Origin of the sequence: Streptosporangium sp. NPDC000563 (assembly GCF_040299985.1) — a bacterium.
Classification (GTDB): Bacteria; Actinomycetota; Actinomycetes; order Streptosporangiales; family Streptosporangiaceae; genus Streptosporangium.
Genome location: NZ_JBEPDA010000004.1, coordinates 232,958 through 256,848, shown reverse-complemented (window position 1 = coordinate 256,848; position 23,891 = coordinate 232,958). Strand labels below are relative to the sequence as shown.

The window sequence follows — 23,891 nt, the reverse complement described above, 5'->3', positions numbered from 1 at the left end:
ACCACATGGACTTCGAATTCACCAGTGATCAGCAGGCGCTCGCCAAGCGGGTGCGGGAGTTCGCGGCCGACAGGATCGCCCCGTACCGCCGGGAGAGCGACGTGCGGCGCGAATACCGTCCGGGGCTCCTCGCCGAGTTGGGCGAGGAGGGTCTGTTCGCGCTCCGGATGCCCGAGGAGTACGGGGGGCTCGGGCTCGACGCGACGAGCGCGGGCATCGCCCTTGAGGAACTGGCGGCGGCGGACCTGTCCGTCTGCTATCCCGTGCTCAACGCCGCCCTCATCGGCGGTGTCCTCGCGGCGAACTGCGCTCCGGAGCAGCTGGCGGGCTGGCTTCCGCCGATCTCCCGCGGTGAGTCGATCGTCGCGCTCTGCCTCACCGAGCCCGGCCACGGCACCGACGCCGCGGGCATCGAGATGCGCGCGGAGCCCGACGGCGACGGATGGGTGCTGAACGGCGAGAAGACCTCCATCATGATCGCCGCCTACGCCACGCACGGCCTCGTCTTCGCGCGTACGGGGGAGGCCGGAGCGCACGGCATCACCGCCTTCTACATCCGGCTCGACCAGGCCGGGGTGAGCCGCGAGACCCTCCCCGACCTCGGCTGCCGGTCCGGCGGGCGCGGCAGGTTCGTCTTCGACGGCGTCCGCGTCGGCCCCGAGGACGTGGTCGGGCAGCCGGGACTCGGCTTCGCGGCGGTCATGCGCGGGTTCGGCGTCTCGCGGGCGTACATCTCGCTGATGGCGCTCGGGGTCGCCAAGGCCGCGCTCGACGAGGCCATCGCCCACGCGGGCGCCAGGGAGGCGTTCGGCCGGCCCATCGGCACCTTCCAGGCGGTCGCCTTCCCCCTGGTCGAGCACGCGACCATGCTGCACGCGGCGCGGCTGGTGTCCTTCGAGGCGCTGTGGCGCGCCGACAACGGCATGGACCCGCGGATCCCCTCCAACATGGCCAAGTGGTGGGCGCCGAAGGCGGCGATGGAGGCCGTCCACCAGTCCCTGCTGACCATGGGCCACCTCGGCTGGGCCGAGGACGGGCCGATCGCGCAGCGGCTCAGGGACGTCATCGGCCTCCAGCTCGCGGACGGCACCGCGGCGGCCACCAAGCTCGTCGTCGCGAGGAAGCTCCTCGGCCGGGAGAACGCGCCGTGACTCCCGGACGACACGACCGGTGGGGGCGGCCGGACCGCCCCCACCGGCATGATCGCGGGCGTCGCGGCGGGCCGGTGTCGTCCCACGGCTCCCGAGACGTGTTCCCGCTCCCGGCCCACGCCCGAGGTGACGCCGCCTGACCCGGACATGCCTGACCCGCGCGCGAGGTGACACCGTCGGAGTCGGACGTGTCCCCCTGCCCCCGCGCGAAGTGACGCCGTCGGAGTCGGACGCGAGGTGACATCGGCGGACTCGGACATGCCTGACCCGCACGCGAGGTGACACCGCCTGACCTGGGCGTATCGCCGTTCCCGGCCCACGCGCGAGGTGACGCGCCGGGCGTACCCGGCAGGGGACCACGTGGTCCGCGCGGCTCAGCCGCTCTCGCTGTGGACCCGCTTCGTCTCGCGGTAGGTGCGCATCTTGGACCGCGTCCCGCACACCGCCATCGAGCACCAGCGGCTGCCCTTGTTTCGCGACCGGTCGTAGAAGATCCACTCGCATCGGTGCTCGCCGCACGCCTTGAGACGCTGCCAGGAGCCGTCGGCGACGGCGCCGGCGACGGCCGCGAGCACCCTGGCCAGGGCTCCGCGCACATCGGTGAGCGCGGGCCGCAGGCCGAGCTCCCCCGTCTCCCCTTCGAACCCCACGACGAGCGGGCAGTCACGCGCGATGTGCTCGATCGTGCGGCGGGCCTGGAGGTCGGGAGGGCCGCCGTTGTTCTCCCGCAGGAGCGCGCGCAACGCCTCCCGCAGGGTCACGGCGTCGCGGCGGTCGAGCTCGCCCGGCTCCACCCTCGGGTCACCGAGGCCGTTGCGCTCCAGCCAGATGGTGAGACCCTCCACGGTGGCCAGATAGTCAGGCCCGAACTCCACGTTCACGCTGTTGACGAACGCCTGCACCAGTGCGAGCGGGCCCGGTGCCACGGCCCTGTCTCCCGGTTGTCGCTTCATCCTGACAATTTTACTATTGAACTACCTTTGCCGGTAGTGCGCTACCGATGATTTAACGGCGATCCGACAGGACTCACGAAGCAGGATCCCCTCCTTTCCTCAACATGCGACGTTCGCATCCCGAAAAGGAGCTCTTATCACACCCCCGTTGCCCTACTCCTGTTACCGCCTTAGCGTAATTGCTGGTAACCGAGAAACGGCCAACCGCGAGTTCCGGAGCGCGAAGGGAAACGACGTGACAACCGAGGTCCACCCCGCCCGCATCGGCGGCGGGCAGATCACCGGTGACACGCGTCCCCCTGGAACGTCCCGAGGCCTCGGCACGGAAAGGACTCTCAGCGATGCGGTTCGATGACATCTGGATCTCCGGCACGGGCGGCACGCTCGGCGACCGGGTGCCCATAACCCGGGCCGTCGAGGACGGCTCGTACTCGGCCGAGGTCGCCGAGAGCACCGGAATGATCTCCGTCGCCCAGTCCTCGCAGGCTCCCCCCGAGATGGCCGTGACCGCCGGCAGGCAGGCGCTCAAGGAGGCCGCCGCCCACGGGACGGAGATCGGCCCCGACACCCTCTACCTGCACAGCCACAGCCACTTCCAGGGCATCGACATGTGGCCCGCGGCCTGCTGGATCGGCGGGGAGCTGCTGGGCACCCGGATGGCCGGGATGCCGATGACCGTCGCCGCGGCGTCGAACGGCTCCCTCGCCTGCCTGGAGATCGCGGCGAGCATGCTGGCGGGACGCCCCGAGCTCCCCTCCGCCCTCATCACGGTCGCGGACCGCTTCGCCCCTCCCACCGACCGCTGGTACCTCTCCCCCGGCATGGTCTTCGGTGACGGCGCCGCCTCGGCGGTGGTCACCCGGGGCCGCGGCCGGCTGAGGCTGCTGTCCTGCGCCTCGCAGACCGACACCGCCCTCGAAGGACTCTCGCGCGGCGACGAGCCGTTCCGTACGGCTCCCGAACCGCACCCCGACATGAGGCGCAGGACCCGGGAGTTCCTGACGCGCGGCGAGCTGTCGCTGCGCGACGTCCGCGCGAGGTCGGCGGCCGGGACCGCCGGCGTCGTCTCCACGGCACTGGCCGACGCCGGCCTGTCCATGGACGAGATCGACTGGCTCGTCACACCGTTCGTCGGGCGGACCCTGTTCAGGGAGAGCTTCGTACGACCCCTGAAGAGCATTCCCGGCAACACCCTGGCCGAACTCGGGCTCACGATCGGGCACCTCGGTCCCGCCGACCAGCTCTACGGCCTGCACCACCTGTTGAACGAGGACCTGCTGGAGCCGGGAGCACGGGTGCTCCTCATCGGCACCGGAATGGGATTCACCTTCTCCGCGGCGGTTCTCGCGGCGGACAACGCCTGACCACTCCACCGGAAGGAACCCCGCAATGACCATCACCCACACCCCCGACGTGCTGCCCTCCCTCATCGACTCCCTCGACTCCCGCGTCACCCCGGTCGACCGGCTCTTCTCACCCTCGGCGCTGCGGGAGGAGATCCCGGTCTCCTCCACCGCCAGGGAGACCGTCCTCGGCGGCCGGTACGGGGTCACCCAGGTGCTGAACGGCGAGGACGACCGGCTCGTCGTGGTCGCCGGCCCGTGCTCCATCCACGACCCCTGCGCCGCCCTGACCTACGCCGAGCGGCTCTCCGAGCTCGCGCGGCAGGTGTCCGGCTCGCTCGTGGTCGTCATGCGGGTCTACATGGAGAAACCGCGGACCCGCCTCGGCTGGAAGGGTCTCATCAGCGACCCCCACCTCGACGGTTCGCACGACCTCAACAGCGGGCTGCGCCTGGCGCGCGGGCTGATGCTGGACATCCTGGAGACCGGCCTGCCGATCGGCTGCGAGTTCCTCGACCCGCTCACCCCCCGCTACTTCGCCGACGCCGTGTCCTGGGGCTCGATCGGTGCCCGCACCGTCCAGAGCCAGGTGCACCGGCAGCTCACCAGCGGGCTCAGCATGCCCGTCGGCATCAAGAACGCGACGAGCGGCCACGTGGAGGACGCGGTCGACGCCATCGTCGCCGCCTCGAAGGGACACGTGTTCCCGGGCATCGACGACGACGGCGTCGTCTCGATCGTCTCCACCAGCGGAAACCCCGACTGCCACGTCGTCCTGCGCGGCGGCAGCACGGCCCCCAACTACAGCCCCTCCGACGTGGCCGGCGCCCTCGCACTGCTGAAGAAGGCGGGCCTGCCCCAGCGCCTCTTCATCGACGCCAGCCACGGCAACAGCGGCAAGGACCACATGCGGCAGCCCCTCGTCGCCGCGGACATCGCGCACCGTATCGCCGGCGGGGAGACCGGCATCGCCGGGATCATGCTGGAGAGCTTCCTCGCCGCGGGCCGGCAGGACCTGATCCTGGGCCGGACGGACGCCCTCGCGTACGGGCAGAGCGTGACCGACGCCTGCGTGGACTGGGACCAGACCACCCGCATGATCCACGGACTCGCCGAGGCCGTCGAGGCCGGGCGTGCCCTGCGACGGGCCGGTGCCGAGGGCATCTCCTCGCAGGTCGAGCTCGCCCTCCCCACCCCGCTGCCGGCTCTCGCCTGAGACCTCCGACCCGCTATTTCGAGAGGAACGATTCTCATGGAAACGACCAACTCGTCGCTTCCCCTAGCCCGTCCCGCCGGTGACGGCCCGCCCGGGGTTCCGCACCGGCACTCCATCCCGGTCCCGGAGAAGGCCCTGCCACACCGGGAGACGTTCGCGGTCGCGGCCCTGGCGGGCCTGCTCCACCGCTACACCGCCGAGACCGACCTGCTGATCGGGCGGGCGGGGCGGGGTCCCGCCGAGACCGTCCGGGTGCGGGTGTCCGGCGACACGACCGCCGCGGAGCTGCTGGCCGCGATCGCGGCCGGCACCGCGGAGCCCGCCACCGGCGAGCCCTGCCACGCCGTCGTCTCCACCGGCGACGCCCTCGCGAACGGCGCCCCCGCGGGTGACGTCTCCGCAAACGGCCTCTCCGCCGGTGCCGTCTCCGCGAACGGTGAGCAGCCGGGTCCGCGCGCCGCGCTGACCGTGTTCACCCGGGACGCCGACGGCCTCGACCTCGTGATGTCGCGGGCGGAGTTCGACGCGGACGCCGCCGCCCAGTACGCGCTGCACCTGGGACGGGTCCTCGACGCCCTCGCCGCCGACCCTGCCGTCACGCTGCGGGACATCCCCCTGCTCACCGAGGAGGAGTCCCGGCGCATCCTCGTCGACTGGAACCAGACCGACGAGCCCGTACCCGCCCTCTTCTTCCACGAGGTCGTCGCGGACATCGCGCGCCGGACGCCCGACACGGTCGCGGTGGCCTGGCCCGGTGGCCGGCTCACCTTCCGCGAGCTCGACGACCAGGCCAACCAGCTCGCCCACCGGCTCGCCGCACAGGGGGTCCGCCCCCGCGACCGGGTCGGGGTCTGCTTCCCACGCGGCGCCGAGAGCCTGATCGCGCAGCTCGCCTGCTTCAAGACGGCGGCGGCGGCGATCCTGCTGGACCCCGAGTTCCCCGACGACCGCGTCCGCTTCATGATCGAGGACGCCTCGGCCGTGGTGGTGCTCACCATGAGGGCCCACGAGTTCAAGGTGTCGGGGATCTGCCCGGTGCTCTCGCTCGACGGCACCGACTGGCGCGACGAGCCCACCACCCCCGTCAGCGAGCCGGTGAAGGCATCAGACCTCATCCACATCTGCTACACCTCCGGCTCCACAGGCGTGCCCAAGGCCGTGATGGTGCCGCACGGCGCGGCCCGCAACCTCATCTACAGCATGCGCGTGATCTGCGGTATCACCGAGGAGTCCCGAGGCACGTGGCTGGCCGCCCCCGGCTACGGCATGGTGGAGGTCGAGTGCTTCTCGGTCCTGGCCGCGGGCGCCACGGTCCACATCCCCGAGCCGTCGGTCGTGACCTCGCCCGAGTGGCTGCGCGACTGGCTCGTCTCCGAGCGGATCACCCACACCCTGCTCATGAAGGCGATGGCCGAACGGCTGTGGACGCTTCACTGGCCCGCCGAGACCGAGCTGGTCAACATCAGGATCTGCGGCGAGCGCGTGCAGTCGTGGCCCTCCGCCGACCTTCCCTTCCACGTGTTCAACCTGTACGGCTCCGCGGAGGCGACGGTGGTGGCCACGTGCGACATCACCCAGCTCGGCGTGGACCTCGGTGAGGAGGGACGCGCCCACCGCCTGCCCCCGATCGGGCGGCCGACGCCCAACGTCAAGGCGTACGTGCTCGGCGAGAACCTCGAGGTCCTCCCGCCGGGAGTCGTCGGTGAGATCTTCGTGGCCGGAGAGAGCCTGTCGGAGGGATATCTGGGCCGGCCGGAGGCCACCGCGGAGAAGTGGCTCGCCAACCCGATGGACCCGGTCCGCCACCCGGTGCTGTACCGGACGGGCGACGTGGCGCGCTACTGGACCGACGGAAGCATCGAGATCGTCGGCCGTACCGACAACCAGATCAAGGTCCGCGGCAACCGGGTGCACCTCGGCGAGATCGAGGCCGTCCTGGCCGCACAGCCGGGTGTCGGCCAGGCGGCGGTGCTGGCCAGGAAGGACGGTCAGGGAGACGTCCAACTGGTCGCCTACATCGAGCCGCGCCCCGGGCCCGTCCCCGAGGTGCGGGACCTTCGAGCGGCGCTGCGCCAGACGCTTCCCTCGTTCATGGTGCCGGCGGCGTACGTGGTCGGCGGCCTCCCGACGACGACGAACGGCAAGATCGACCGGACCGCGCTCCCCGAGCCGCCCCGGTCCCGCCCGGACGTCGGCAGCCCCTACCAGGAGCCGCGCAACGACATCGAGCGGACCCTGCAGCAGATCTGGGCGAAGACGCTGGAGCTCGAAGGCATCGGCATCCTCGACAACTTCTTCGAGCTGGGCGGTGACTCCCTGCGCGCGGCCCGCCTGACCGACCGGATCCGCGAGGCCTTCGACGTCGACGCCGACATCGACGACCTGTTCGACGAGGCGAGCATCGAGCGGATGGCCTGCACCATCGCGGCGGCGCAGAAGGGCTGACCCCTGATTTTCATGGAACGGCGCCGACGAAGCCGCCGACTTCCGTGAAACTGCACCGCTGAAAAAGGACCGGCCCCGGCATTTGCCGGGGCCGGTCCTCGTGTCCAGGCCCCCGGAGCCCGCACATTCGTTCCGCCAACCTTTTTCTGCGACCCCGCTTATCGTTCACATCCTGAGAAGAATGCCTTATCGCAGGGCCGTTGTCCCGCCCTTAACGGCGACCTACCGTAATAGACAACAGTCACAAGAATGGCCGTAAAACCGGAGTCGAAACCCGTTTCCTATGCGGGAAAAACGTCGTCGGCGACAACGGCATAAAGGCATTTGATTCCGGAGGTGTCAAGCGCATGCAGGCCGTCGTCGTCTGGTGGGACCTACGGGAGTCGGACCAGACCGTCGAATCGCTCCGCGCGTTCCTGCGCGACGAGGCGGTGGACCGCTTCGCCGGGATTCCCGGGCTGCGCCTGAAGTTCTGGATCTCCGACCGGAGCAGCGACCGCTGGGGCGCCGTGCTGCTCTGGGAGTCGGCGGAGGCCGCGGCGGTCCCGCTGCCGGCCAGGGCCGCCGAACTGATCGGATTCCCGCCCGTCCAGCGCTCCGTCTTCGATGTGGAGGCCACCACCGAGGGCATCTTCGACGTCGCCGAACTGGCGGGCCGTGGCCTGGCCCTGGAGGGATGACGAGGACATGGCGAGGATTCTCATTGCCGGTGGTGGCATCGGCGGTCTCGCGGCGGCGTTGAGCGTCGCCGATCGGGGACACCGGGTGATCGTGCTGGAACGCCAACCCACGTTCGCCGAACTGGGCGCCGGCATCCAGCTGGCACCGAACGCCTTCCACGCGCTCCGCCACCTCGGTGTCGGCGAGGCCGTGCGCGAGCGGGCGGTCTTCATCGACGAGTTGCGCTTCATGGACGGCACCACGGGCGAGCGGGTGGCCAGCATGCCGCTGACCGACGGCTACCGGCGCCGGTTCGGCGACCCGTACGCGGTGGTCCACCGGGGTGACCTGTACCAGTCGCTGCTCGACGCCTGCCGCGCGTCCGGCGACATCGAACTGCTCGGCAGCCGGTGGGTCACCCGCTACGAACAGGACCCGACCGGTGTCACCGCCGTCACGGACACCGGAGAGCGCTTCACCGGCGCCGCCCTCATCGGGGCCGACGGCATCCGCTCGGCCGTCCGCCGTCAGCTCGTCGGGGACGGCAGGCCCCGGATCTCCGGGCACACCATCTACCGTTCGGTCATCCCCATGGAGAAGGTCCCCGCGGAGTTGCGGTGGAACACCGTCACCCTCTGGGCGGGTCCGAAGTGGCACTTCGTCCACTACCCGATCGGCGGCGGAAGGTTCCTGAACCTCGCCGCCACCCGGGACGACGGCGCCCGCGAGGAACTGGCGGGCGAGCCCGCGGACAGGTCCCACGTGCTGGGCGAGTTCCCCGGCCTGAGCGAGACGGCCCGCGCCCTGCTGGAGCTGGGCGAGGAGTGGCGGACCTGGGTCCTGTGCGACCGCGACCCGGTCGACCGCTGGACGGACGGGCGGGTCGCCCTGCTCGGCGACGCCGCGCACCCGATGCTGCAGTACGCCGCCCAGGGCGCGTGCATGGCGCTTGAGGACGCGGTGGTGATCGGCAGGCTGCTCGACTGCGACGAGGACGCCTTCACCCAGCGCCTGGAGAAGTACAACGCCGAGCGCCGCGAACGCACGGCCAGAACCCAGCTGGTGGCCCGCGCGATGGGGGAACGCCTCTATCACCCGGCGGGCGCCGAGGCACGGGCGCGGAACGCGATGCTGTCCTCCCTCACGGTGGACGACCTGCACGACAAGGTGGCCTGGCTGCACGGCGCCCGCCACTTCGGCTCCGGCCTGGACTTCGGCTCGGGCTCCGATCTCGGCTCCGGCTCCAGGGACCTCGGCGTGTCCGGGGAACACCTGGTGTCCGACGACCTCCTCGAACTCAGCCTCAGTGAAGGAGTGGCCCGGTGAGCAGGTTGCGTTGGCTGACCGCGGGAGAATCGCACGGACCCGCCCTCGTCGCGACCCTGGAAGGGCTGCCCGCCGGTGTGCCGGTCACCACCGGCATGCTGGCCGACGCGCTCGCCAGACGGCGGCTGGGCTACGGCCGGGGCGCGCGGATGCGGTTCGAGATGGACGAGGTGACCATCCTCGGCGGCGTACGGCACGGGCTGACCCTGGGCTCGCCGGTCTCGATCGTGGTGGGCAACACCGAGTGGGCCAAGTGGGAGCAGGTCATGGCGGCCGACCCCGTCGGCCCCGAGGTGCTGGAAGGGCTGGCGCGCAACGCCCCGCTGACCCGACCCAGGCCCGGCCACGCCGACCTGGCGGGCATGCAGAAGTACGGTTTCGGCGAGGCCCGTCCGATCCTGGAGCGGGCGAGCGCGCGGGAGACGGCCGCGCGGGTGGCGCTGGGCGCGGTGGCCCGCTCCTACCTGCGGGAGACGGCCGGGATCGAGCTCGTCTCGCACGTGGTGGAACTCGCCTCGGCCAAGGCCCCCGACGGGGTCCTTCCCGTCCCCGCGGACGCCGGGAGGCTGGACGCCGACCCGGTGCGCTGCCTGGACGCCGACGCGAGCAAGGCGATGGTCGCCGAGATCGACCGGGCCCACCGGGACGGTGACACGCTCGGCGGCGTGGTCGAGGTCCTCGCCTACGGGGTCCCCGTGGGGCTCGGCTCCCACGTGCACTGGGACAGGCGCCTCGACGCGCGGCTGGCGTGCGCTCTGATGGGCATCCAGGCGATCAAGGGCGTCGAGGTCGGGGACGGCTTCGCGCTGGCCCGTACGCCGGGGTCGAGAGCACACGACGAGATCGTGCCGACCCCCGAGGGCGTGAGGCGCACCTCGGGCCGCTCAGGCGGGACCGAGGGCGGTCTGAGCACGGGCGAGGCGCTGCGGGTGCGCGCGGCGATGAAGCCGATCGCGACCGTGCCACGGGCCCTCGCCACCGTGGACGTCACCACCGGCGCCCCGGCGCGGGCCCACCACCAGCGGTCGGACGTGTGCGCGGTCCCTGCCGCCGGGATCGTCGCCGAGGCGATGGTCGCGCTGGTCCTGGCGGACGCGGTGGCGGAGAAGTTCGCCGGGGACTCGGTGGCCGAGACCCGCCGCAACGTCCGCGGCTACCTCGACCACCTGCCCATCGGCTGACACGTCCCCGGGGAGCGGCGGACCGACCGGCGCGGCCGGTCGAGGTAGCGCCAGCTGTACCACGGGTCTCCAGTTCGCGGGATCGAAGTGATGATCTCCCCCGCGACATGCTTCAGGGGTCGGCAAGTGACCCTCGAACAAGGAGTTCCGATGTTCAGCCCCGCCTCTCCCCGCTCCCGTTTCCTCGCCTGCGGGCTCGCCGCGATGATCGCCGTAGGCGCCGCCGCCGCGCCGGTCGCCGCCTCGGCCTCGACCTCGACAAAGGCGTCGGCGACCGCCGGTTTCGACGACGGCGTGCAGAAGTCACTCGACGGGCTGATCGGCAAGGAGTTTCCCGGCGCGCTCGCCTCGGTACGCGACCGCGAAGGTCGCGTCACCCGCTACACCGCGGGCGTCGGGAACCTGAAGACCCGGGAGGAGGTGCCGGCCGACGGCCGGGTACGCATCGGCAGCAACACCAAGACGTTCGTCGCCACCGTCGTCCTGCAGCTCGTCGGCGAGGGCAGGATCGAGCTGGACGGGCCGATCGAGAAGTACCTGCCCGGGATGATCCGCGGCAAGGCCGGCGACGGACGTAAGATCACCGTCCGACAGCTTCTCCAGCACACCAGCGGCCTGCCCAACTACACCCGCTACATGCACGGGGACTTTTCCAAGATCCAGCATCGCTATGTCGAGGCCAGGGACATGATCGACGTGGCGCTGCGCCACAAGGCGTCGTTCAGGCCGGGCAAGAGCTGGGAGTACAGCAACACCGGCTACCTGCTGCTCGGCCTGATCGTGCAGAAGGTCACCGGCCGGCCGATCGCCGAAGAGGTCACCAAGCGGGTCATCGACCGCGCCGGGTTGCGTGACACCTACTGGCCGGGCGCAGGCGACCAGACCGTCAAGGGCCCGCACCCCCGCGGTTACACGGTGAGCGCGCCCAAGGGTAAGTTCGTCGACGTCACCACGATGGACCCGTCCTGGGGCGGCGCGGCCGGCCAGCTCATCGGCACCCCGGACGACCTCAACACCTTCTTCCTCGCCCTCCTGGACGGCAAGCTGCTCAAGTCCGCGCAACTGGCGGAGATGAAGAAGACGGTGAAGGCCCCTGGGCTCCCCGAGGGCTGGCGGTACGGGCTCGGTGTGGTCAAGATGAAGCTGAGCTGCGGCGACACCGGATGGGGCCACGGCGGTGACATCGACGGCTACGAGACCCGCAACGCCGCCACCACCGACGGCCGGGCATCCGCGCTCGCGGTGACCGCCCTGCCCAGCAGCGAGGCCGGAGCCCTGAAGGTCATCAAGACCCTCGACACCACCCTGTGCGGGTAAAGGGCGGCCGCCCTCTCGCCTCCGCGCCGTCCTGACGGCACGCGGAGGCGTCGCCGTTCCGGTAAGTGGTGGCCTGCGACCGGGGGAGATACCACTGGGGATCAGAATCCCTCGGTGGTCACCATGGGGCCGCCTGTCAGGTAGTTGATCAGCGCGGCGCGAGTGGTGGACACGAATGCCTGGGGTATCCGGTCTGCCGGGTGCCAGGCAACGCGCGCGTGTTCGCGAGGTTCGGCGTTGATCGGGGTGCCGCTCCAGGTGTCGGTGACGAAGACAACGGTGACGAAGCCGTTCGGTGCCTCGACACCCCAGGAGCAGTGGATGAGACCGGCTACTCGGAGGTCGGCGGGGTCTACGACCAGTCCGGTCTCCTCTTTCAGCTCGCGGACCGCGGTTTGGGTGATCACTTCGCCCTTGCTCGCCTTGCCGACGGGAAGGTCCCAGTGGTTGGGGGCGAACTTCGCTCCGGCCGCTCGCTGTATGAGGAGGACTCGTTGCCGCGTCCGATCGTGGACGATGACGGCGGCGACGAGGAGGGTGTGTGCTTCGAGCGCGGGGGGCAGGGCGGTGCCGGGCGCGGGCATGGCCACGATCCTTTCACGCGGCGGTGGCCTCGTGTCGGATGCGCGGATGAAGCTGGGCGAATGGGCGGGTTGAATGCGAACAGCGCATCCCTTTATGATCAAGGAATGCGCTGTTCGGAACTGCTGTGCGCCGCCAGGGACTCGAACCCCGGACCCGCTGATTAAGAGTCAGCTGCTCTAACCAACTGAGCTAGCGGCGCTTGAAGCCCTTGAACAATAGCGCACATCGGGCGTGGCCTTGAAATCGTGACGGCCGTCGGCCGAGGGTGGACGGCGGCCGACGATGATCACCGGTTAAGGTAGAACAACATTCGGTCCTGTCCTGGGAGCACACATGTGGTTCGCCTCACCGAGCGACGCCGGAGAGCGGCTCGACGCCGCCGACTACCTCCCCGACGACTCCATCTCGACCTCGGTCTTCCTGGCGGGCGCGCTCGGCAAACCACTGCTCACCGAGGGGCCCGCGGGGGTGGGCAAGACCCAGCTGGCCAAGGCCGTGGCGACGACGACCGGCGCCCGGCTCGTCAGGCTGCAGTGCTACGAAGGGCTGGACGAGGCCAGAGCGCTGTACGAGTGGAACTACAAGAAGCAACTGCTGCGCATCCAGGCCGGTCAGGGTGAGGACTGGGACGCCACGCATGACGACATCTTCACCGAGGAGTTCCTGCTGGAGCGGCCGCTGCTCGCGGCGATCCGCTCGGAGACGCCGACGGTCCTGCTGATCGACGAGATCGACAAGGCCGACGTCGAGGTGGAGGGGCTGCTGCTGGAGATCCTGTCCGACTACCAGGTGACGATCCCCGAACTCGGCACGATCACCGCCGTACGGAAGCCGTACGTGGTGCTGACCTCGAACGCGACCCGCGAGCTCTCCGAGGCGCTGAAGCGGCGCTGTCTCTATCTGCACCTGGAGTATCCGACGCCGGAACGCGAGCGCGACATCGTGCTGGCCCAGGTGCCCGCGATCGAGGCGAGCCTCGCCGAGCAGCTCGCCCGCACGGTCGCCACCCTGCGCGCCCTGGAGCTGAAGAAGTCGCCCTCGATCGCCGAGACGATCGACTGGGCCAACACCCTCCTCGCGCTGGGCAGGACCGAGCTGGACGAGGAGGCGATCGGAGCGACCCTCGGCGTCGTCCTCAAGCACGCCTCCGACCAGACGCGCGCCCGCAAGGAGCTCGCCCTGTGAAGGGCACCGGGAACCGCATCGGGAACGGCGCGAAAAACGGCCGGGGAAATCCGCTCCACGATGCGAGAGAACCGGTTCGCAGCGAGGGAACCCTGGCTCGTGGGATGAAAGGTCCGATCCACCGCTCGGGAAAGCCGGGCCACGGCACGCGCGGCGCCTTCCGCGTGGCAGGGGCCCCCGGCACGGGCGGCGCTCTTCGCGAGGCGGGGGACCGAGGGTGAGCCTGCTCGACCGGCATGTGGGGTTCGTGCACGCGCTGCGCGAGGCCGGGCTGCCGGTGTCGCCGGCCGAGGGGCTGGACGCGGCCAGGGCGCTGGAGGTGATCGACCTGACCGAGCGGGAGTCGCTGCGGGCCGCGTACGCCGCGACGTTGGTCAAGCGGCCCTCGCACCGGCCGGGCTTCGACACGCTGTTCGACCTGTGGTTCCCCGCCTCGACGACCGGCCTGCGCGCGCCGCGCGAGGCCGAGCCCGGCCTGCCGGACCCGGAGAGCGCCGAGGTTCCCGAGCTGCGCGACCGGCTCGCCGAGCTGCTGCTGGGCGCCGAGGGCATGAACGAGTTCGTACGCGCGATGGTGGAGCGTTTCGGCCGCGTGCCCGCCGGTCCCGGCAGGCAGAACTGGTTCTCCTACCCGGTGATGCGGGCGCTCTCCCCCGAGACGCTCATGGCGCGGCTGCTCGCCGAGGTCCTCGCGGGCCGGGAACGCGGCGGGCTCGCCGAGAAGGTGGCCCGGCAGCGGATCACCGAGAACACCGAGCGCTTCAAGGAGGCCGTCTCAGGGGAGGTGCGCCGCCGGATCGCCGAGGACTCCGGGATCGAGCGGATCGCCCGCGCCTCCGTACGCCCTCCGCTTGAGCGGCTCGACTTCCTGCGGATCACCAAGGCCGACCTGGCGAGGCTCCGCAGGGAGGTGCATCCGCTCGCCCGCCGCCTCGCCGCCCGGCTCACGGTCAAGCACCGGCTCGGCCACCGTGGCCGCCTCGACTTCCGCAGGACCGTACGGGCCTCGCTGTCCAGCGGCGGGGTGCCGCTCACCACCTTCAACAGGCCGCGCCGACCGCACAAGCCCGAGCTGGTCGTCCTCTGTGACACCAGCGACTCGGTCGCCTCCTTCGCGCACTTCACCCTGCTGCTCACGTACGCGCTGCGCGAGCAGTTCACCAAGGTGCGCGCGTTCGGGTTCGTGGACACCGTGGACGAGATCACCCGGTTCTTCGTACCGGGCGCGGACGTGGTGGAGGCGATGACCCGGCTCACGCGGGAGGCCGACATGGTGCGGTTCGGCCGGACCGACTACGGCCACGCGCTGGAGGTGTTCGCCGAGCGATACGGCGACGCCATCGGGCCGAAGACGTCCCTGCTGATCCTGGGTGACGCCCGGTCCAACTACCGGCCGCCCGCGCTGGAGACGCTGCGCCGCCTGGCCGACGGCGCCCGGCACTCCTACTGGCTCAATCCGGAGCCGACCAACCAGTGGGACAGCGGCGACTCGCTGGCGACGGCGTACGGCGGAATCGTGCCGATGCACGAGTGCCGGAACGTCGAGCAGCTCGCGGCCTTCATCGAGGACCTCGTCTGACGAACGGGCCGGGCACGCTGAGGACCTTGTGCGAAGAAAGAGCCGGACGCGTTGAGGACCTTGCGCGAAGAACGGGCCGGGCGCGTTGAGGACCCTCTCCGAAGAGGCCGGACGCACTCGGGAACTCGTCCGGAGAACGGGCCTGGCGCGCTCAGCTCATCCGGCGCAGCACCCGGGCCGCGGTCCTGGCCAGGACCTCGACCTGGGCCTCGTCGAAATCGGCCCGGGGACCCTGCAGGATCCAGCGCGAGACGAGGCGGGGCTTGAGAAGGGTGATCCCCTCCGCGGTGACCGACCGCCTGATCTCCCCGCCGTGCACGGCGATGAGGGGTTCGATGGTGACGGGGATGCCCGACTCGCGGGAGAGCACCTCGGCCAGCGAATCGGCGACCTCCACAAGCGCCTTGGCCACCTTCGTGCCGTACTTCTCACCCAGGAACAACCGCTCGCCGTAGCGGGCGATCTCGGTGTCGGGGTCCCACGCCTCGTTGTCCACCACCCAGACGCCACCGGGGCCGATGACGAGGTGGTCGACCGAGGCCTTTCCGGGAATCGCCCGGCCTTCGAGGATCTGGTAGCCCGCCCTGCGCAGCTTGCGGCGGAGCAGCCTGGCGGTGATGGTCTCGCCTCTGCGCTTGCCGCGCCAGACGGCGGTGGCGTCGTACTGCCTCCAGGTCCAGTACGTGTCCGCGCCCGCGACGAGCAGGCCGCCCAGCAGCCCGAGGATCACCGGGGACAGGCCGAACCGGTAGGCGAGCGCGACGCCCACCACCAGGCCCGCCGCGGCCTTGACCGCGCGCACCTTCCTGCGGTGGACGACTTCCTTGATCCAGAACTGCTCGTACATGACCTGCGGCGACAGGCCGTGGACCTGGTCAACCGGCGTCACGTAGATAGATCCGCCCGGCATAGCGAACCCCCATGGCTGAAACGGTCGGCAAGGAGAAGGGTGGGGGGACCTGCCACATTGAAGATCCTTAGACTATGAAATACCCAACCGGGGGCTCCAGCCATCCCTGAGCCGCGAAGGTGACGCAAGTAACACGTATTCGCCAGTCACCGGCGACGTAACCGACCAGTCGGTATGCTTTCCCACACCACACCATGGGGGACGCATGACTCAGGACCAGGAGCCGGTACGACAACGCCTGCTCAGCGAGGCCACCCGCCTGTTCGCCGAGCAGGGCTTCGAGAGCACGTCGGTGCAGGAGGTCGTCTCGGCGGCCGGCGTCACCAAGGGCGCCATGTACCACTATTTCGACTCAAAGGATGACCTGCTCCACGAGATCTACGGGCGGGTGCTGCGCCTGCAGATGGAGCGTCTGACGCACTTCGCCGACGGCCCGGGGCCGGTGTCCGAGCGCCTGTACTCCGCCGCCGCGGACGTCGTGACGACCACGGTCGACAACCTGGACGACTTCAAGATCTTTTTCCGCTCGATGCACCTGCTCGCACCCGACACCAGCAAGGTCGTACGCGCCGAGCGGCGCCGCTATCACGAGCGCTTCCGCGACCTGGTCACCGAGGGGCAGCGCGAGGGCACCTTCAGGAGCGACATCCCCGCCGACATCGTCGTCGACTTCTTCTTCGGCTCCGTCCACCACCTGGGCACCTGGTACAGCGCGGAGGGCGCGCTCTCCGGCCCCGAGCTGGGGGCGCACTTCGCCGACCTGCTGCTCACCTCGCTGCGCCCGGATCGGCAGGCGCTCCCCGCCTGACCTCCGGTCAGACCGGCGCGGGCAGGTCCGCGAGAGCCGCCAGGGCGTCCCGGTGGGCACCGGGAGTGCCGAGCGCGACCTCGGTGGACTTGGCGCGCTTGAGATAGAGGTGCAGGGGGTGCTCCCAGGTCATCCCGATCCCGCCGTGCAGCTGCACGCTCTCCTCCGCGACGCGCACCGCCACCTCCGAGCACCACGACGCGGCCACCGCCACCGCCGGCTCGCGATCCCGGACCGCCTCCTGCCCACCGGGCGATCCCGGGTCCGTGGCGAGCAGGACGGCCGCGTTCCTCGCGGCGGCGCGGGCGCGCACCACGTCCAGCCAGAGATCGGCCATCCGGTGCTTGATCGCCTGGAAGGACCCCACCGGGCGGGCGAACTGCCGGCGCTCCTTGATGTAGGCGAGCGTCGTGCTCAGACACCATTCGGCGACCCCGAGCTGCTCCGACGCGAGCAGCCCCGCGCCGAAGCCCAGCACCCGCCGCACGTCGAGCCGGCCGATCGCCTCACCGGCGGGAGTGTCGGAGAACGTGACGGTGGCGACCGGACGCGTCAGGTCGAGCGACGGCACCACCTCGATCCGGACATCCGCCGCCTCCACCTGGTAGAGCGCCGTTCCGACGGGCACGAGCAGCACGTCCGCCACCTCCGCGCCCGCCACCGCCCTCACCTCACCGTTCAGGACCCCCCCGTCCACGGTGACGGTCTCCGGCAGCGGCCGGTACGGCGAAGCCGCCAGCGACACCGCGAGCGCCGCCGTCGTCTCCCCCGAGGCGAGCTCCTGGATCAGATCCTCCTCGCCGACCTGCAGCAGGGCCTCGGTCGCGAGCACCGAACCGGTGAGGAACGGCAGCGGCGCCACCGCCCGCCCCAGCTCCTCCAGCACCACCGCGACCTCCCGCGCCGACGCCCCCGCCCCGCCGTAGATCTCGGGCACGAGCAGGCCCGCGACCCCGATCTCCCGCGACAGCGTCTTCCACAGGTCCATGTCGTACGGCGTCCCGGACTCGACCCGCCTCAACACGGCGGCGGCCCCGCAGCGGTCCGCGAGGAGATCCCGCACGGAGGCGCGCAGCTCCTCCTCGACCTCGGTGTACAGCAGCGTCACAGCTCACCACTCCTCATTCGCCACGCGGACCACTCGTACCTCGCGACCCGCTCCGCTCACCGCGTCGGGTTCACTCCCGTCACAACCGCTCACCGCTCCTCATGCACCGCGCGACCCGCTCCGCTCACCGCGTCGAGCCCGTTCCCGTCATCGCGGAAGATCCTTCCAGGGCACGTCCTTGTCGACGCGGGGTTCCGAGGGAAGGCCGAGCACGCGCTCGGCGATGATGTTGCGCAGGATCTCCGAGGTGCCGCCCTCGATGGAGTTGCCCTTGGCGCGGAGGTAGCGGTATCCGGGACCCCTGCCGAAGAAGTCGACGGTGTCGGAGCGCCGGAAGGTCCAGTCGTCGTAGACCAGGCCCTCCTCGCCGCGCAGTTCCACGTCCAGCCCTGAGAGGGCCTGGTTGAGGTCGGCGAAGGCGAGCTTCATGCCGGAGCCCTCGGGCCCCGGCTGCCCGGCGGAGAGCTGTTCGCGCAGGCGCGTCCCGGCCAGGCGCGTCACCTCCGCCTCCACCCACAGTCGCAGCAGCCGCTGGTGCAGGTCATGGGTGCGCAGCTCGGGCCGGGAGCGCCAGGTCTCGGTGACCAGGCCGACCATGCCGCCGCCCCGCCGGACCGGCGCGCCGCCGATCGCGACCCGCTCGTTCATCAGCGTGGTCTGCGCGACCCGCCAGCCGTCGCCGACCTCCCCCAGCCGCAGGTCGTCACCGAGCCGTACGCCGGTGAGGAAGACCTCGTTGAACTCGGCCTCGCCGGTGATCTGCCGCAACGGCCTCACCTCGACCCCGGGGGCGTGCATGTCGCACACGAAGTACGTGAGTCCCCGGTGCTTGGGCACGTCCACGTCGGTCCTGGCGACCAGGATCGCCCACCGGGCATGGTGGGCGCCGGAAGTCCACACCTTCTGCCCGTCCACCACCCACTCGTCGCCGTCCCGCACCGCGCGGGTGCCGAGCGTGGCCAGGTCGGAACCGGCACCGGGCTCGCTGAAGAGCTGGCACCAGATCTCCTCGCCCGTCCACAGCGGACGCAGGAACCGTGCGCGCTGCTCGTCGGTGCCGAACGTCAGGATCGTGGGCGCCGCCATCCCCAGCCCGATCGTCTGCACCCCGAGATCGAGCTGCGGTGTCCCCTCCAGCTCGCGTTCCACCACGTTCTGCAGCTCACGTGCGGCTCCGAGCCCGCCGAGCCCTTCGGGGAAGTGCACCCAGGCGAGTCCGGCGTCGAACCTGGCCCTCAGGAACTCCAGCCGATCCCCGGCGGGGTCGTGCCCGGCCAGGAACGCGGCGGCGCGCTCCCTCACCGCCTTCTCGTCCAGCGCCACGAACGGCTCCCTTCGTCGATCTCCGTCGACCCGCGTCAATCTTGGCCGACTCATGTCGGTTCGCGCACCCCACGCCCGGCCTTGGAGCGCCTCGCACCGCCCGCCGACCGTGCTCCCCCACGTCGGAGACACCATCCACCCTGGCGTACGGGACGGCCGACGGGCGGCGCCGGATCACATGTGCTTCTTGAGCTCCCGGTAGGCGAGGGAGCGCTTGTGGACCTCGTCCGGGCCGTCGGCCAGCCTCAGCGAGCGCGCTCCGGCCCAGAGCGCGGCCAGCGGGAAGTCCTGGCTCACACCTCCGGCGCCGTGGGCCTGGACGGCCTTGTCCAGGATCCACTCCACATCGCGCGGTGTGGCGATCTTGATGGCCTGGATCTCCGCGTGGGCGCCCCGGTTGCCCACGGTGTCCATCAGCCAGGCGGTCTTCAGCACGAGGAGGCGGAGCTGCTCGATCCTCACCCGTGACTCGGCGATCCAGTCCTGGACGACACCCTGCTGGGCGATCGGCTTGCCGAACGTGCTCCGCGACAGGGTCCGGAGGCACATCATCTCGACGGCCCGCTCGGCCATCCCGATGAGCCGCATGCAGTGATGGATACGGCCGGGTCCGAGGCGTGCCTGGGCGATCGCGAAGCCGCCGCCCTCCTCGCCGATCAGGTTGTCGACCGGCACCCTGGCGTCCTCGAACACGATCTCGGCGTGCCCGCCGTGGTCGGAGTCGGAGTAGCCGAAGACGTGCATGCCGCGCTTGATGTGCATGCCGGGCGTGTCGCGCGGCATCAGGATCATCGACTGCTGCCGGTGCGAGGACGCCTCGGGGTCGGTCTTGCCCATCACGATGAAGATCGCGCACTTGGGGTTCATCGCGCCGGAGGCGAACCACTTGCGGCCGTTGACGACGTACTCCGAGCCGTCCCGCACGATCGACAGCGCGATGTTGGTGGCGTCGGAGGAGGCGGTGTCGGGCTCGGTCATCGCGAACGCCGACCGGATCTCGCCGCGCAGCAGCGGCTCCAGCCACTCCTTGCGCTGCCACTCGTTGCCGAACATGGAGAGGACCTCCATGTTGCCGGTGTCGGGGGCGGCGCAGTTGGTCGCGGTGGGAGCGATCTTCGGCGAGCGGCCCATGATCTCGGCCAGCGGCGCGTACTGCAGGTTGGTCAGGCCCGCGCCGTGCTCACCGGGCAGGAAGAGGTTCCACAGGCCCCGCCTGCGCGCCTCCTCCTTGAGATCCTCCATCAGCGGCGGGCTGGCCCACCCGCTCTCGGCGGCCTGGGCCTCGAATGCCTCCTCCGCCGGATACACACACTCGTCCATGAAACCGAGCAGCCGTCCCCGCAGCTCCTCGGTCTTGGCGTCGAACGCGAAATCCATGGACCCTCCTCACAGTCTCCCGCGAGAGTACCGACCGGACGGTATGCCTGTCGACACACCCCCTACCCTTGGACCCCATGGACCCCGTCTTCTTCGCCACCCCCGAGGAGTTCCGCGCCTGGCTGGAGGCACACCACGAGACCGAGACGGAACTGCTGGTGGGATTCCCCAAGAAGGGCTCAGGCCGCCCGGGGCTCACCTGGCCCCAGTCCGTCGAACAGGCCCTGTGCTTCGGCTGGATCGACGGCGTACGCAAAGGCATCGACGCCGAGAGCTACAGCATCCGCTTCACCCCGCGCAAGGCACGCAGTACGTGGAGCGCGGTCAACATCGCCAAGGTCGCCGAGCTGACCGAGCGCGGTCTCATGCGTCCGGCGGGGCTGCTCGCCTTCGAGCGGCGCACCGAGGACAACTCGGTGATCTACTCCCACGAGCAGGCCGAGACCGCCACGCTGGACGAGGAGCAGGAGCGCCGCTTCCGTGCGGAGAGCGCGGCGTGGGAGTGGTTCCAGAGCCGGCCGCCCGGTTACCGCAAGACCGCGCTGCACTGGGTGACCACCGCGAAGCGGCCCGAGACGAGGGAGAGACGTCTCACGCTGCTCATCCAGGATTGCGCGGCGGGCCGCAGGCTCGCACACCTTGAGCGCGGAGTGGTCCCCGGAAACACCCCTTAAGTGGACCTTCGGACAGGTCCACTGCGGGTTCTAGGGTCGTCCCCATGACCGCGAAGATGCCCGCGCCCGTCACCCTCGAAGGCGAGAACGTACGGCTGGAGCCGCTGACCGGCGACCACGTGCCCGACCTGTTCCTGGCCGGTGGCGGTGACGACGAGGTGTGGCGCTGGATGCCCGCCCCGACCCCGCGCACCGAGGCCGCACTGGCGGAGATCGCCGTGCGGCTGGCCGGGACGCCGGACCACGTGCCGTTCGCGGTGATCCTGCGGGAGACCGGCCGCGCGGTCGGCTGGACCACCTACATCGACACCCCCGGGTACGCCGACAGCATCGAGATCGGCTGGACCTGGTACGGCAGGTCGGTGTGGCGCTCCGCGGTGAACACCGAGTGCAAGGTGCTGCTGATCGACCACGCCTTCGACAAGCTGGGCGTGAACCGGGTGCAGCTCAAGACCGACAACCTGAACGTCCGCTCGCAGAACGCGATCATGCGCATCGGCGGCGTCCCCGAGGGCGTCCTGCGCCGCCAGCGCCGTCGCACCGACGGCACCTGGCGCGACACCGCCTATTTCAGCATCCTCGACGACGAGTGGCCCGCCCACCGCGCCCGCCTCACCGGCCTGCCCGGCTGAACCGTACCTCCGCGCCCGCCTCACCGGCCTGCCCCGCTGAACCGCGCCCCCGCGCCTATGCGGCTCCCTCACCGAGCATGCCGCGCAGGAACTCCCGCACCCCCAGCCGGAGGTCGTCCAGGGCCGGTTCGGCTCCGGCGCCGATGAGCACGTCGAACATCACCCCCTCGCCGAAGGCGACGAACTGGCGCCCGTGCCGTACCGGGTCGGACGACCCCGCGGCGGAGAGGATCGCGACCGCGAGGTCGCGGAAGCGCTCACCGGCCCTGTCGTAGATCGTGCGCAGCTCCGGTCTGCGGTTGGCCTCGAAGGCCAGCTCGTAGCGGGCGATCGTCTGCCGGCGGCCGACCGTCAGCTGTGTCCAGAGCGCCTGGGCCGTCATCTCGGCGAGGGCTTCGACCATGTCCGCCCCGGGGGGCGCGGGGGCCGCCGCGAACGCGGTGGACTCCAGCTGGGTGAGGCGCGCGAGGGTCAGCTCCAGGAGCGCGGACCGGGTGCGGGCCAGGTTGGAGGTCGATCCCGGCGGCAGTCCCGCCGCCTCGTCCACGGCTCGATGGGTCAGACCGCGCATTCCACGGTCGGCGAGCAGGTCGATGGCGGTATCGGCGACGAGCTCGGCACGCTGGGACTTCACCCCTCGATACTACATTTGTAGTCCAACTACAGGCGTAGTAATATTCACTACATTCGTAGTAAAGGAGAGGGTCATGGCGCGTGCGGCGGTCATCGGAGCGGGCATCGGCGGACTGGCGGCGGCGGTGGCGTTGCAGCGGCGGGGCTGGGACGTGACGGTGTTCGAGCGGGCGGCGGCCCTGGAGTCGGTCGGCTCGGGACTGGCCGTCGCCGCCAACGCGCTCAAGGCGCTCGACACGGTCGGGGCCGGTGACGAGATCCGCGAGCTGTCGGTGGTCCAGGGCAGCGGCGGCATCCGGCGCTCCGACGGCAGATGGCTGGTGAAGACGAGCGCGGAGGCCGCCTCCGCGCGCCACGGCGGCGACTCCGTGGTGCTGCTGCGCCGCGCGGACCTGATCGCCATGCTCTTCTCCCGCCTCACCCCCGGCACGGTTCGGCTGAACGCCAGGGCCTCGGGGGTCGACGCGGAGAGCGGTGTGGTGACTCTCCCCGGCGAGCAGGTGGAGGCGGACCTGGTGGTGGCGGCCGACGGCATCAACTCCGCCGTCAGGCCGGCGCTGTTTCCCGGCCACCCGGCCCCTCGCTACGCGGGCGTCACCAGCTGGCGGGTGCTCATCCCCGCCGCGGGCGCCCCCGGTGAGGCGTACGAGAGCTGGGGGCGCGGCAGGGTCTTCGGCGTGATGCCACTGGCCGGCGGCACGTCCTACTGCTACGCCACCGACACCGTCCCCGCGGGCGGCGGCGGTGGAGACCAGCTGGCCGAGCTGCGACGCCTGTTCGGCGACTGGCACTCCCCTATCCCCGAGCTGCTCGCCGCGGCCTCATCGGAGAAGGTCCTGAGAAACGACATCCGCTACCTCGCCACCCCCCTGCCCGCCATGCACCGGGGCAGGGTCGCCCTGCTGGGCGACGCCGCGCACGCCATGACTCCCAATCTGGGTCAGGGCGCCTGCCAGGCGATCGAGGACGCGGTGGTGCTGGCCCACGTGGTCGGCGACGGCGAGGGGTTCACCGGCGGCACCGGAGCGAACGCCGTACCGGTGGGTGAGAGCCGCGCGACGACGGGCGGGAACGCCAGGGCGACGGGTAAGAGCCGTGGAGCGCACGACGGAGACACGGGGAACGACGGAGCGGCCGGCGGAAACGGTGAGGGTGACCTCTTGGCCGGTTACACCGCCGCACGGCTGGAGCGTACGTCCAAGATCGTGGCCCGGTCCGCCGCGATCTGCCGCGTCACCCGGATGCGCGGCCCGCTGGCCGTGCGGCTGCGCGACGCGATGACGGCGCTCAGCTGGCGGCTCGCCCCCTCAAGCGTGAACGGCCCGATGGACGAGGTGTTCGGCTGGACACCGCCCTCCGCGTGACCGTTTCTCCCGGGAAAATCACCGGAAAACCTCCGGGACCCGCACGAACGCGAGAGAATCGCCCGGCGGAAACCGTGCGAACGCGAGAAAGCCGCCTGGCGGAAACCCGTACGGACGACGC

21 protein-coding genes and 1 tRNA gene are annotated in these 23,891 nt (G+C 70.8%); 14 read left to right on the top strand and 8 right to left on the bottom strand.

Going from position 1 to position 23,891, the window contains the following annotated elements:
* Positions 1-5 precede the first annotated feature (5 nt).
* Complete coding sequence (locus ABT352_RS13975; RefSeq protein ID WP_350945177.1) at positions 6-1,151, top strand: acyl-CoA dehydrogenase family protein; 1,146 nt, start codon at positions 6-8, stop codon at positions 1,149-1,151.
* A 374-nt stretch (positions 1,152-1,525) separates the two neighbouring features.
* Here ABT352_RS13975 and ABT352_RS13970 read toward each other — a convergent pair whose 3' ends face one another.
* On the bottom strand, positions 1,526-2,104 hold the full coding sequence (locus tag ABT352_RS13970; RefSeq protein ID WP_350945176.1) for a CGNR zinc finger domain-containing protein: 579 nt from the start codon (positions 2,102-2,104) through the stop codon (positions 1,526-1,528).
* 341 nt (positions 2,105-2,445) lie between these two features.
* Between ABT352_RS13970 and ABT352_RS13965 the strand changes: the two genes are divergently transcribed.
* The 7 genes from ABT352_RS13965 to ABT352_RS13935 all read left to right on the top strand — a co-directional run bounded on the left by ABT352_RS13965 (position 2,446) and on the right by ABT352_RS13935 (position 11,592).
* Positions 2,446-3,468, top strand: coding sequence for a ketoacyl-ACP synthase III family protein (locus tag ABT352_RS13965; RefSeq protein ID WP_350945175.1), 1,023 nt, complete (start codon positions 2,446-2,448; stop codon positions 3,466-3,468).
* Positions 3,469-3,493: 25 nt separating this feature from the next.
* Complete coding sequence (locus ABT352_RS13960) at positions 3,494-4,663, top strand: 3-deoxy-7-phosphoheptulonate synthase (RefSeq protein WP_350945174.1); 1,170 nt, start codon at positions 3,494-3,496, stop codon at positions 4,661-4,663.
* A 36-nt stretch (positions 4,664-4,699) separates the two neighbouring features.
* Positions 4,700-7,108 (top strand): non-ribosomal peptide synthetase, encoded by a 2,409-nt coding sequence (locus ABT352_RS13955; protein ID WP_350945173.1) that lies wholly within the window; start codon positions 4,700-4,702, stop codon positions 7,106-7,108.
* 347 nt (positions 7,109-7,455) lie between these two features.
* Entirely contained in the window at positions 7,456-7,788 is a 333-nt protein-coding gene (locus ABT352_RS13950) for a hypothetical protein (RefSeq protein WP_350945172.1), read from the top strand.
* 7 nt (positions 7,789-7,795) lie between these two features.
* Complete coding sequence (locus ABT352_RS13945; protein WP_350945171.1) at positions 7,796-9,094, top strand: 3-hydroxybenzoate 6-monooxygenase; 1,299 nt, start codon at positions 7,796-7,798, stop codon at positions 9,092-9,094.
* A 5-nt stretch (positions 9,095-9,099) separates the two neighbouring features.
* Positions 9,100-10,275, top strand: coding sequence for a chorismate synthase (aroC, locus tag ABT352_RS13940; protein WP_350945390.1), 1,176 nt, complete (start codon positions 9,100-9,102; stop codon positions 10,273-10,275).
* A 150-nt stretch (positions 10,276-10,425) separates the two neighbouring features.
* A complete protein-coding gene (locus ABT352_RS13935) occupies positions 10,426-11,592 on the top strand; it encodes a serine hydrolase domain-containing protein (protein WP_350945169.1) in 1,167 nt (388 codons plus the stop codon).
* A gap of 101 nt (positions 11,593-11,693) precedes the next feature.
* Here the strand turns inward: ABT352_RS13935 and ABT352_RS13930 are convergent, their stop codons facing one another.
* Entirely contained in the window at positions 11,694-12,176 is a 483-nt protein-coding gene (locus ABT352_RS13930; protein WP_350945167.1) for an NUDIX domain-containing protein, read from the bottom strand.
* A 126-nt stretch (positions 12,177-12,302) separates the two neighbouring features.
* Positions 12,303-12,376, bottom strand: a tRNA-Lys gene (locus ABT352_RS13925).
* 134 nt (positions 12,377-12,510) lie between these two features.
* Here ABT352_RS13925 and ABT352_RS13920 point away from each other — a divergent pair.
* Positions 12,511-13,362 (top strand): AAA family ATPase, encoded by an 852-nt coding sequence (locus tag ABT352_RS13920; RefSeq protein ID WP_350945166.1) that lies wholly within the window; start codon positions 12,511-12,513, stop codon positions 13,360-13,362.
* Positions 13,363-13,579: 217 nt separating this feature from the next.
* Positions 13,580-14,941, top strand: a complete 1,362-nt coding sequence (locus ABT352_RS13915; RefSeq protein ID WP_350945164.1) for a vWA domain-containing protein — start codon at positions 13,580-13,582, stop codon at positions 14,939-14,941.
* A 151-nt stretch (positions 14,942-15,092) separates the two neighbouring features.
* Here the strand turns inward: ABT352_RS13915 and ABT352_RS13910 are convergent, their stop codons facing one another.
* Positions 15,093-15,830 (bottom strand): NERD domain-containing protein, encoded by a 738-nt coding sequence (locus ABT352_RS13910; protein ID WP_350945162.1) that lies wholly within the window; start codon positions 15,828-15,830, stop codon positions 15,093-15,095.
* A 226-nt stretch (positions 15,831-16,056) separates the two neighbouring features.
* Between ABT352_RS13910 and ABT352_RS13905 the strand changes: the two genes are divergently transcribed.
* Positions 16,057-16,659 carry a TetR/AcrR family transcriptional regulator gene (locus tag ABT352_RS13905; RefSeq protein ID WP_350945161.1) on the top strand — a complete coding sequence of 201 codons (603 nt, stop codon included), beginning with the start codon at positions 16,057-16,059 and terminating at the stop codon, positions 16,657-16,659.
* A gap of 7 nt (positions 16,660-16,666) precedes the next feature.
* Here ABT352_RS13905 and ABT352_RS13900 read toward each other — a convergent pair whose 3' ends face one another.
* From ABT352_RS13900 to ABT352_RS13890, 3 genes are all read right to left on the bottom strand, one after another.
* On the bottom strand, positions 16,667-17,767 hold the full coding sequence (locus tag ABT352_RS13900) for an acyl-CoA dehydrogenase family protein (RefSeq protein ID WP_350945159.1): 1,101 nt from the start codon (positions 17,765-17,767) through the stop codon (positions 16,667-16,669).
* Positions 17,768-17,914: 147 nt separating this feature from the next.
* The gene (locus ABT352_RS13895; protein ID WP_350945158.1) at positions 17,915-19,144 is read right to left on the bottom strand and encodes an acyl-CoA dehydrogenase family protein; all 1,230 of its coding nucleotides are present in this window, start codon (positions 19,142-19,144) and stop codon (positions 17,915-17,917) included.
* 120 nt (positions 19,145-19,264) lie between these two features.
* A complete protein-coding gene (locus ABT352_RS13890) occupies positions 19,265-20,467 on the bottom strand; it encodes an acyl-CoA dehydrogenase family protein (RefSeq protein WP_350945156.1) in 1,203 nt (400 codons plus the stop codon).
* Positions 20,468-20,544: 77 nt separating this feature from the next.
* On the opposite strand from ABT352_RS13890, the gene ABT352_RS13885 reads away from it, so the two are divergent.
* Complete coding sequence (locus ABT352_RS13885; protein WP_350945155.1) at positions 20,545-21,141, top strand: YdeI/OmpD-associated family protein; 597 nt, start codon at positions 20,545-20,547, stop codon at positions 21,139-21,141.
* 44 nt (positions 21,142-21,185) lie between these two features.
* Positions 21,186-21,773: a GNAT family N-acetyltransferase gene (locus ABT352_RS13880; RefSeq protein WP_350945153.1), complete on the top strand. Its 588-nt coding sequence runs from the start codon at positions 21,186-21,188 to the stop codon at positions 21,771-21,773.
* Positions 21,774-21,828: 55 nt separating this feature from the next.
* On the opposite strand, the gene ABT352_RS13875 is transcribed toward ABT352_RS13880, so the two are convergent.
* Positions 21,829-22,407 (bottom strand): TetR/AcrR family transcriptional regulator, encoded by a 579-nt coding sequence (locus ABT352_RS13875; protein WP_350945152.1) that lies wholly within the window; start codon positions 22,405-22,407, stop codon positions 21,829-21,831.
* Positions 22,408-22,480: 73 nt separating this feature from the next.
* Between ABT352_RS13875 and ABT352_RS13870 the strand changes: the two genes are divergently transcribed.
* A complete protein-coding gene (locus ABT352_RS13870) occupies positions 22,481-23,770 on the top strand; it encodes an FAD-dependent oxidoreductase (RefSeq protein WP_350945151.1) in 1,290 nt (429 codons plus the stop codon).
* The last annotated feature ends 121 nt before the right edge of the window (positions 23,771-23,891 follow it).

What these genes read in the sequence shown, in the direction of transcription:
- ABT352_RS13975 (WP_350945177.1), top strand. Translation starts at nt 6, where the DNA reads ATGGACTTCGAATTCACCAGTGATCAGCAGGCGCTCGCCAAGCGGGTG.
- ABT352_RS13970 (WP_350945176.1), bottom strand. Translation starts at nt 2,104, where the DNA reads ATGAAGCGACAACCGGGAGACAGGGCCGTGGCACCGGGCCCGCTCGCA.
- ABT352_RS13965 (WP_350945175.1), top strand. Translation starts at nt 2,446, where the DNA reads ATGCGGTTCGATGACATCTGGATCTCCGGCACGGGCGGCACGCTCGGC.
- ABT352_RS13960 (WP_350945174.1), top strand. Translation starts at nt 3,494, where the DNA reads ATGACCATCACCCACACCCCCGACGTGCTGCCCTCCCTCATCGACTCC.
- ABT352_RS13955 (WP_350945173.1), top strand. Translation starts at nt 4,700, where the DNA reads ATGGAAACGACCAACTCGTCGCTTCCCCTAGCCCGTCCCGCCGGTGAC.
- ABT352_RS13950 (WP_350945172.1), top strand. Translation starts at nt 7,456, where the DNA reads ATGCAGGCCGTCGTCGTCTGGTGGGACCTACGGGAGTCGGACCAGACC.
- ABT352_RS13945 (WP_350945171.1), top strand. Translation starts at nt 7,796, where the DNA reads ATGGCGAGGATTCTCATTGCCGGTGGTGGCATCGGCGGTCTCGCGGCG.
- ABT352_RS13935 (WP_350945169.1), top strand. Translation starts at nt 10,426, where the DNA reads ATGTTCAGCCCCGCCTCTCCCCGCTCCCGTTTCCTCGCCTGCGGGCTC.
- ABT352_RS13930 (WP_350945167.1), bottom strand. Translation starts at nt 12,176, where the DNA reads ATGCCCGCGCCCGGCACCGCCCTGCCCCCCGCGCTCGAAGCACACACC.
- ABT352_RS13920 (WP_350945166.1), top strand. Translation starts at nt 12,511, where the DNA reads ATGTGGTTCGCCTCACCGAGCGACGCCGGAGAGCGGCTCGACGCCGCC.
- ABT352_RS13905 (WP_350945161.1), top strand. Translation starts at nt 16,057, where the DNA reads ATGACTCAGGACCAGGAGCCGGTACGACAACGCCTGCTCAGCGAGGCC.
- ABT352_RS13895 (WP_350945158.1), bottom strand. Translation starts at nt 19,144, where the DNA reads ATGAGTCGGCCAAGATTGACGCGGGTCGACGGAGATCGACGAAGGGAG.
- ABT352_RS13890 (WP_350945156.1), bottom strand. Translation starts at nt 20,467, where the DNA reads ATGGATTTCGCGTTCGACGCCAAGACCGAGGAGCTGCGGGGACGGCTG.
- ABT352_RS13885 (WP_350945155.1), top strand. Translation starts at nt 20,545, where the DNA reads ATGGACCCCGTCTTCTTCGCCACCCCCGAGGAGTTCCGCGCCTGGCTG.
- ABT352_RS13880 (WP_350945153.1), top strand. Translation starts at nt 21,186, where the DNA reads ATGACCGCGAAGATGCCCGCGCCCGTCACCCTCGAAGGCGAGAACGTA.
- ABT352_RS13870 (WP_350945151.1), top strand. Translation starts at nt 22,481, where the DNA reads ATGGCGCGTGCGGCGGTCATCGGAGCGGGCATCGGCGGACTGGCGGCG.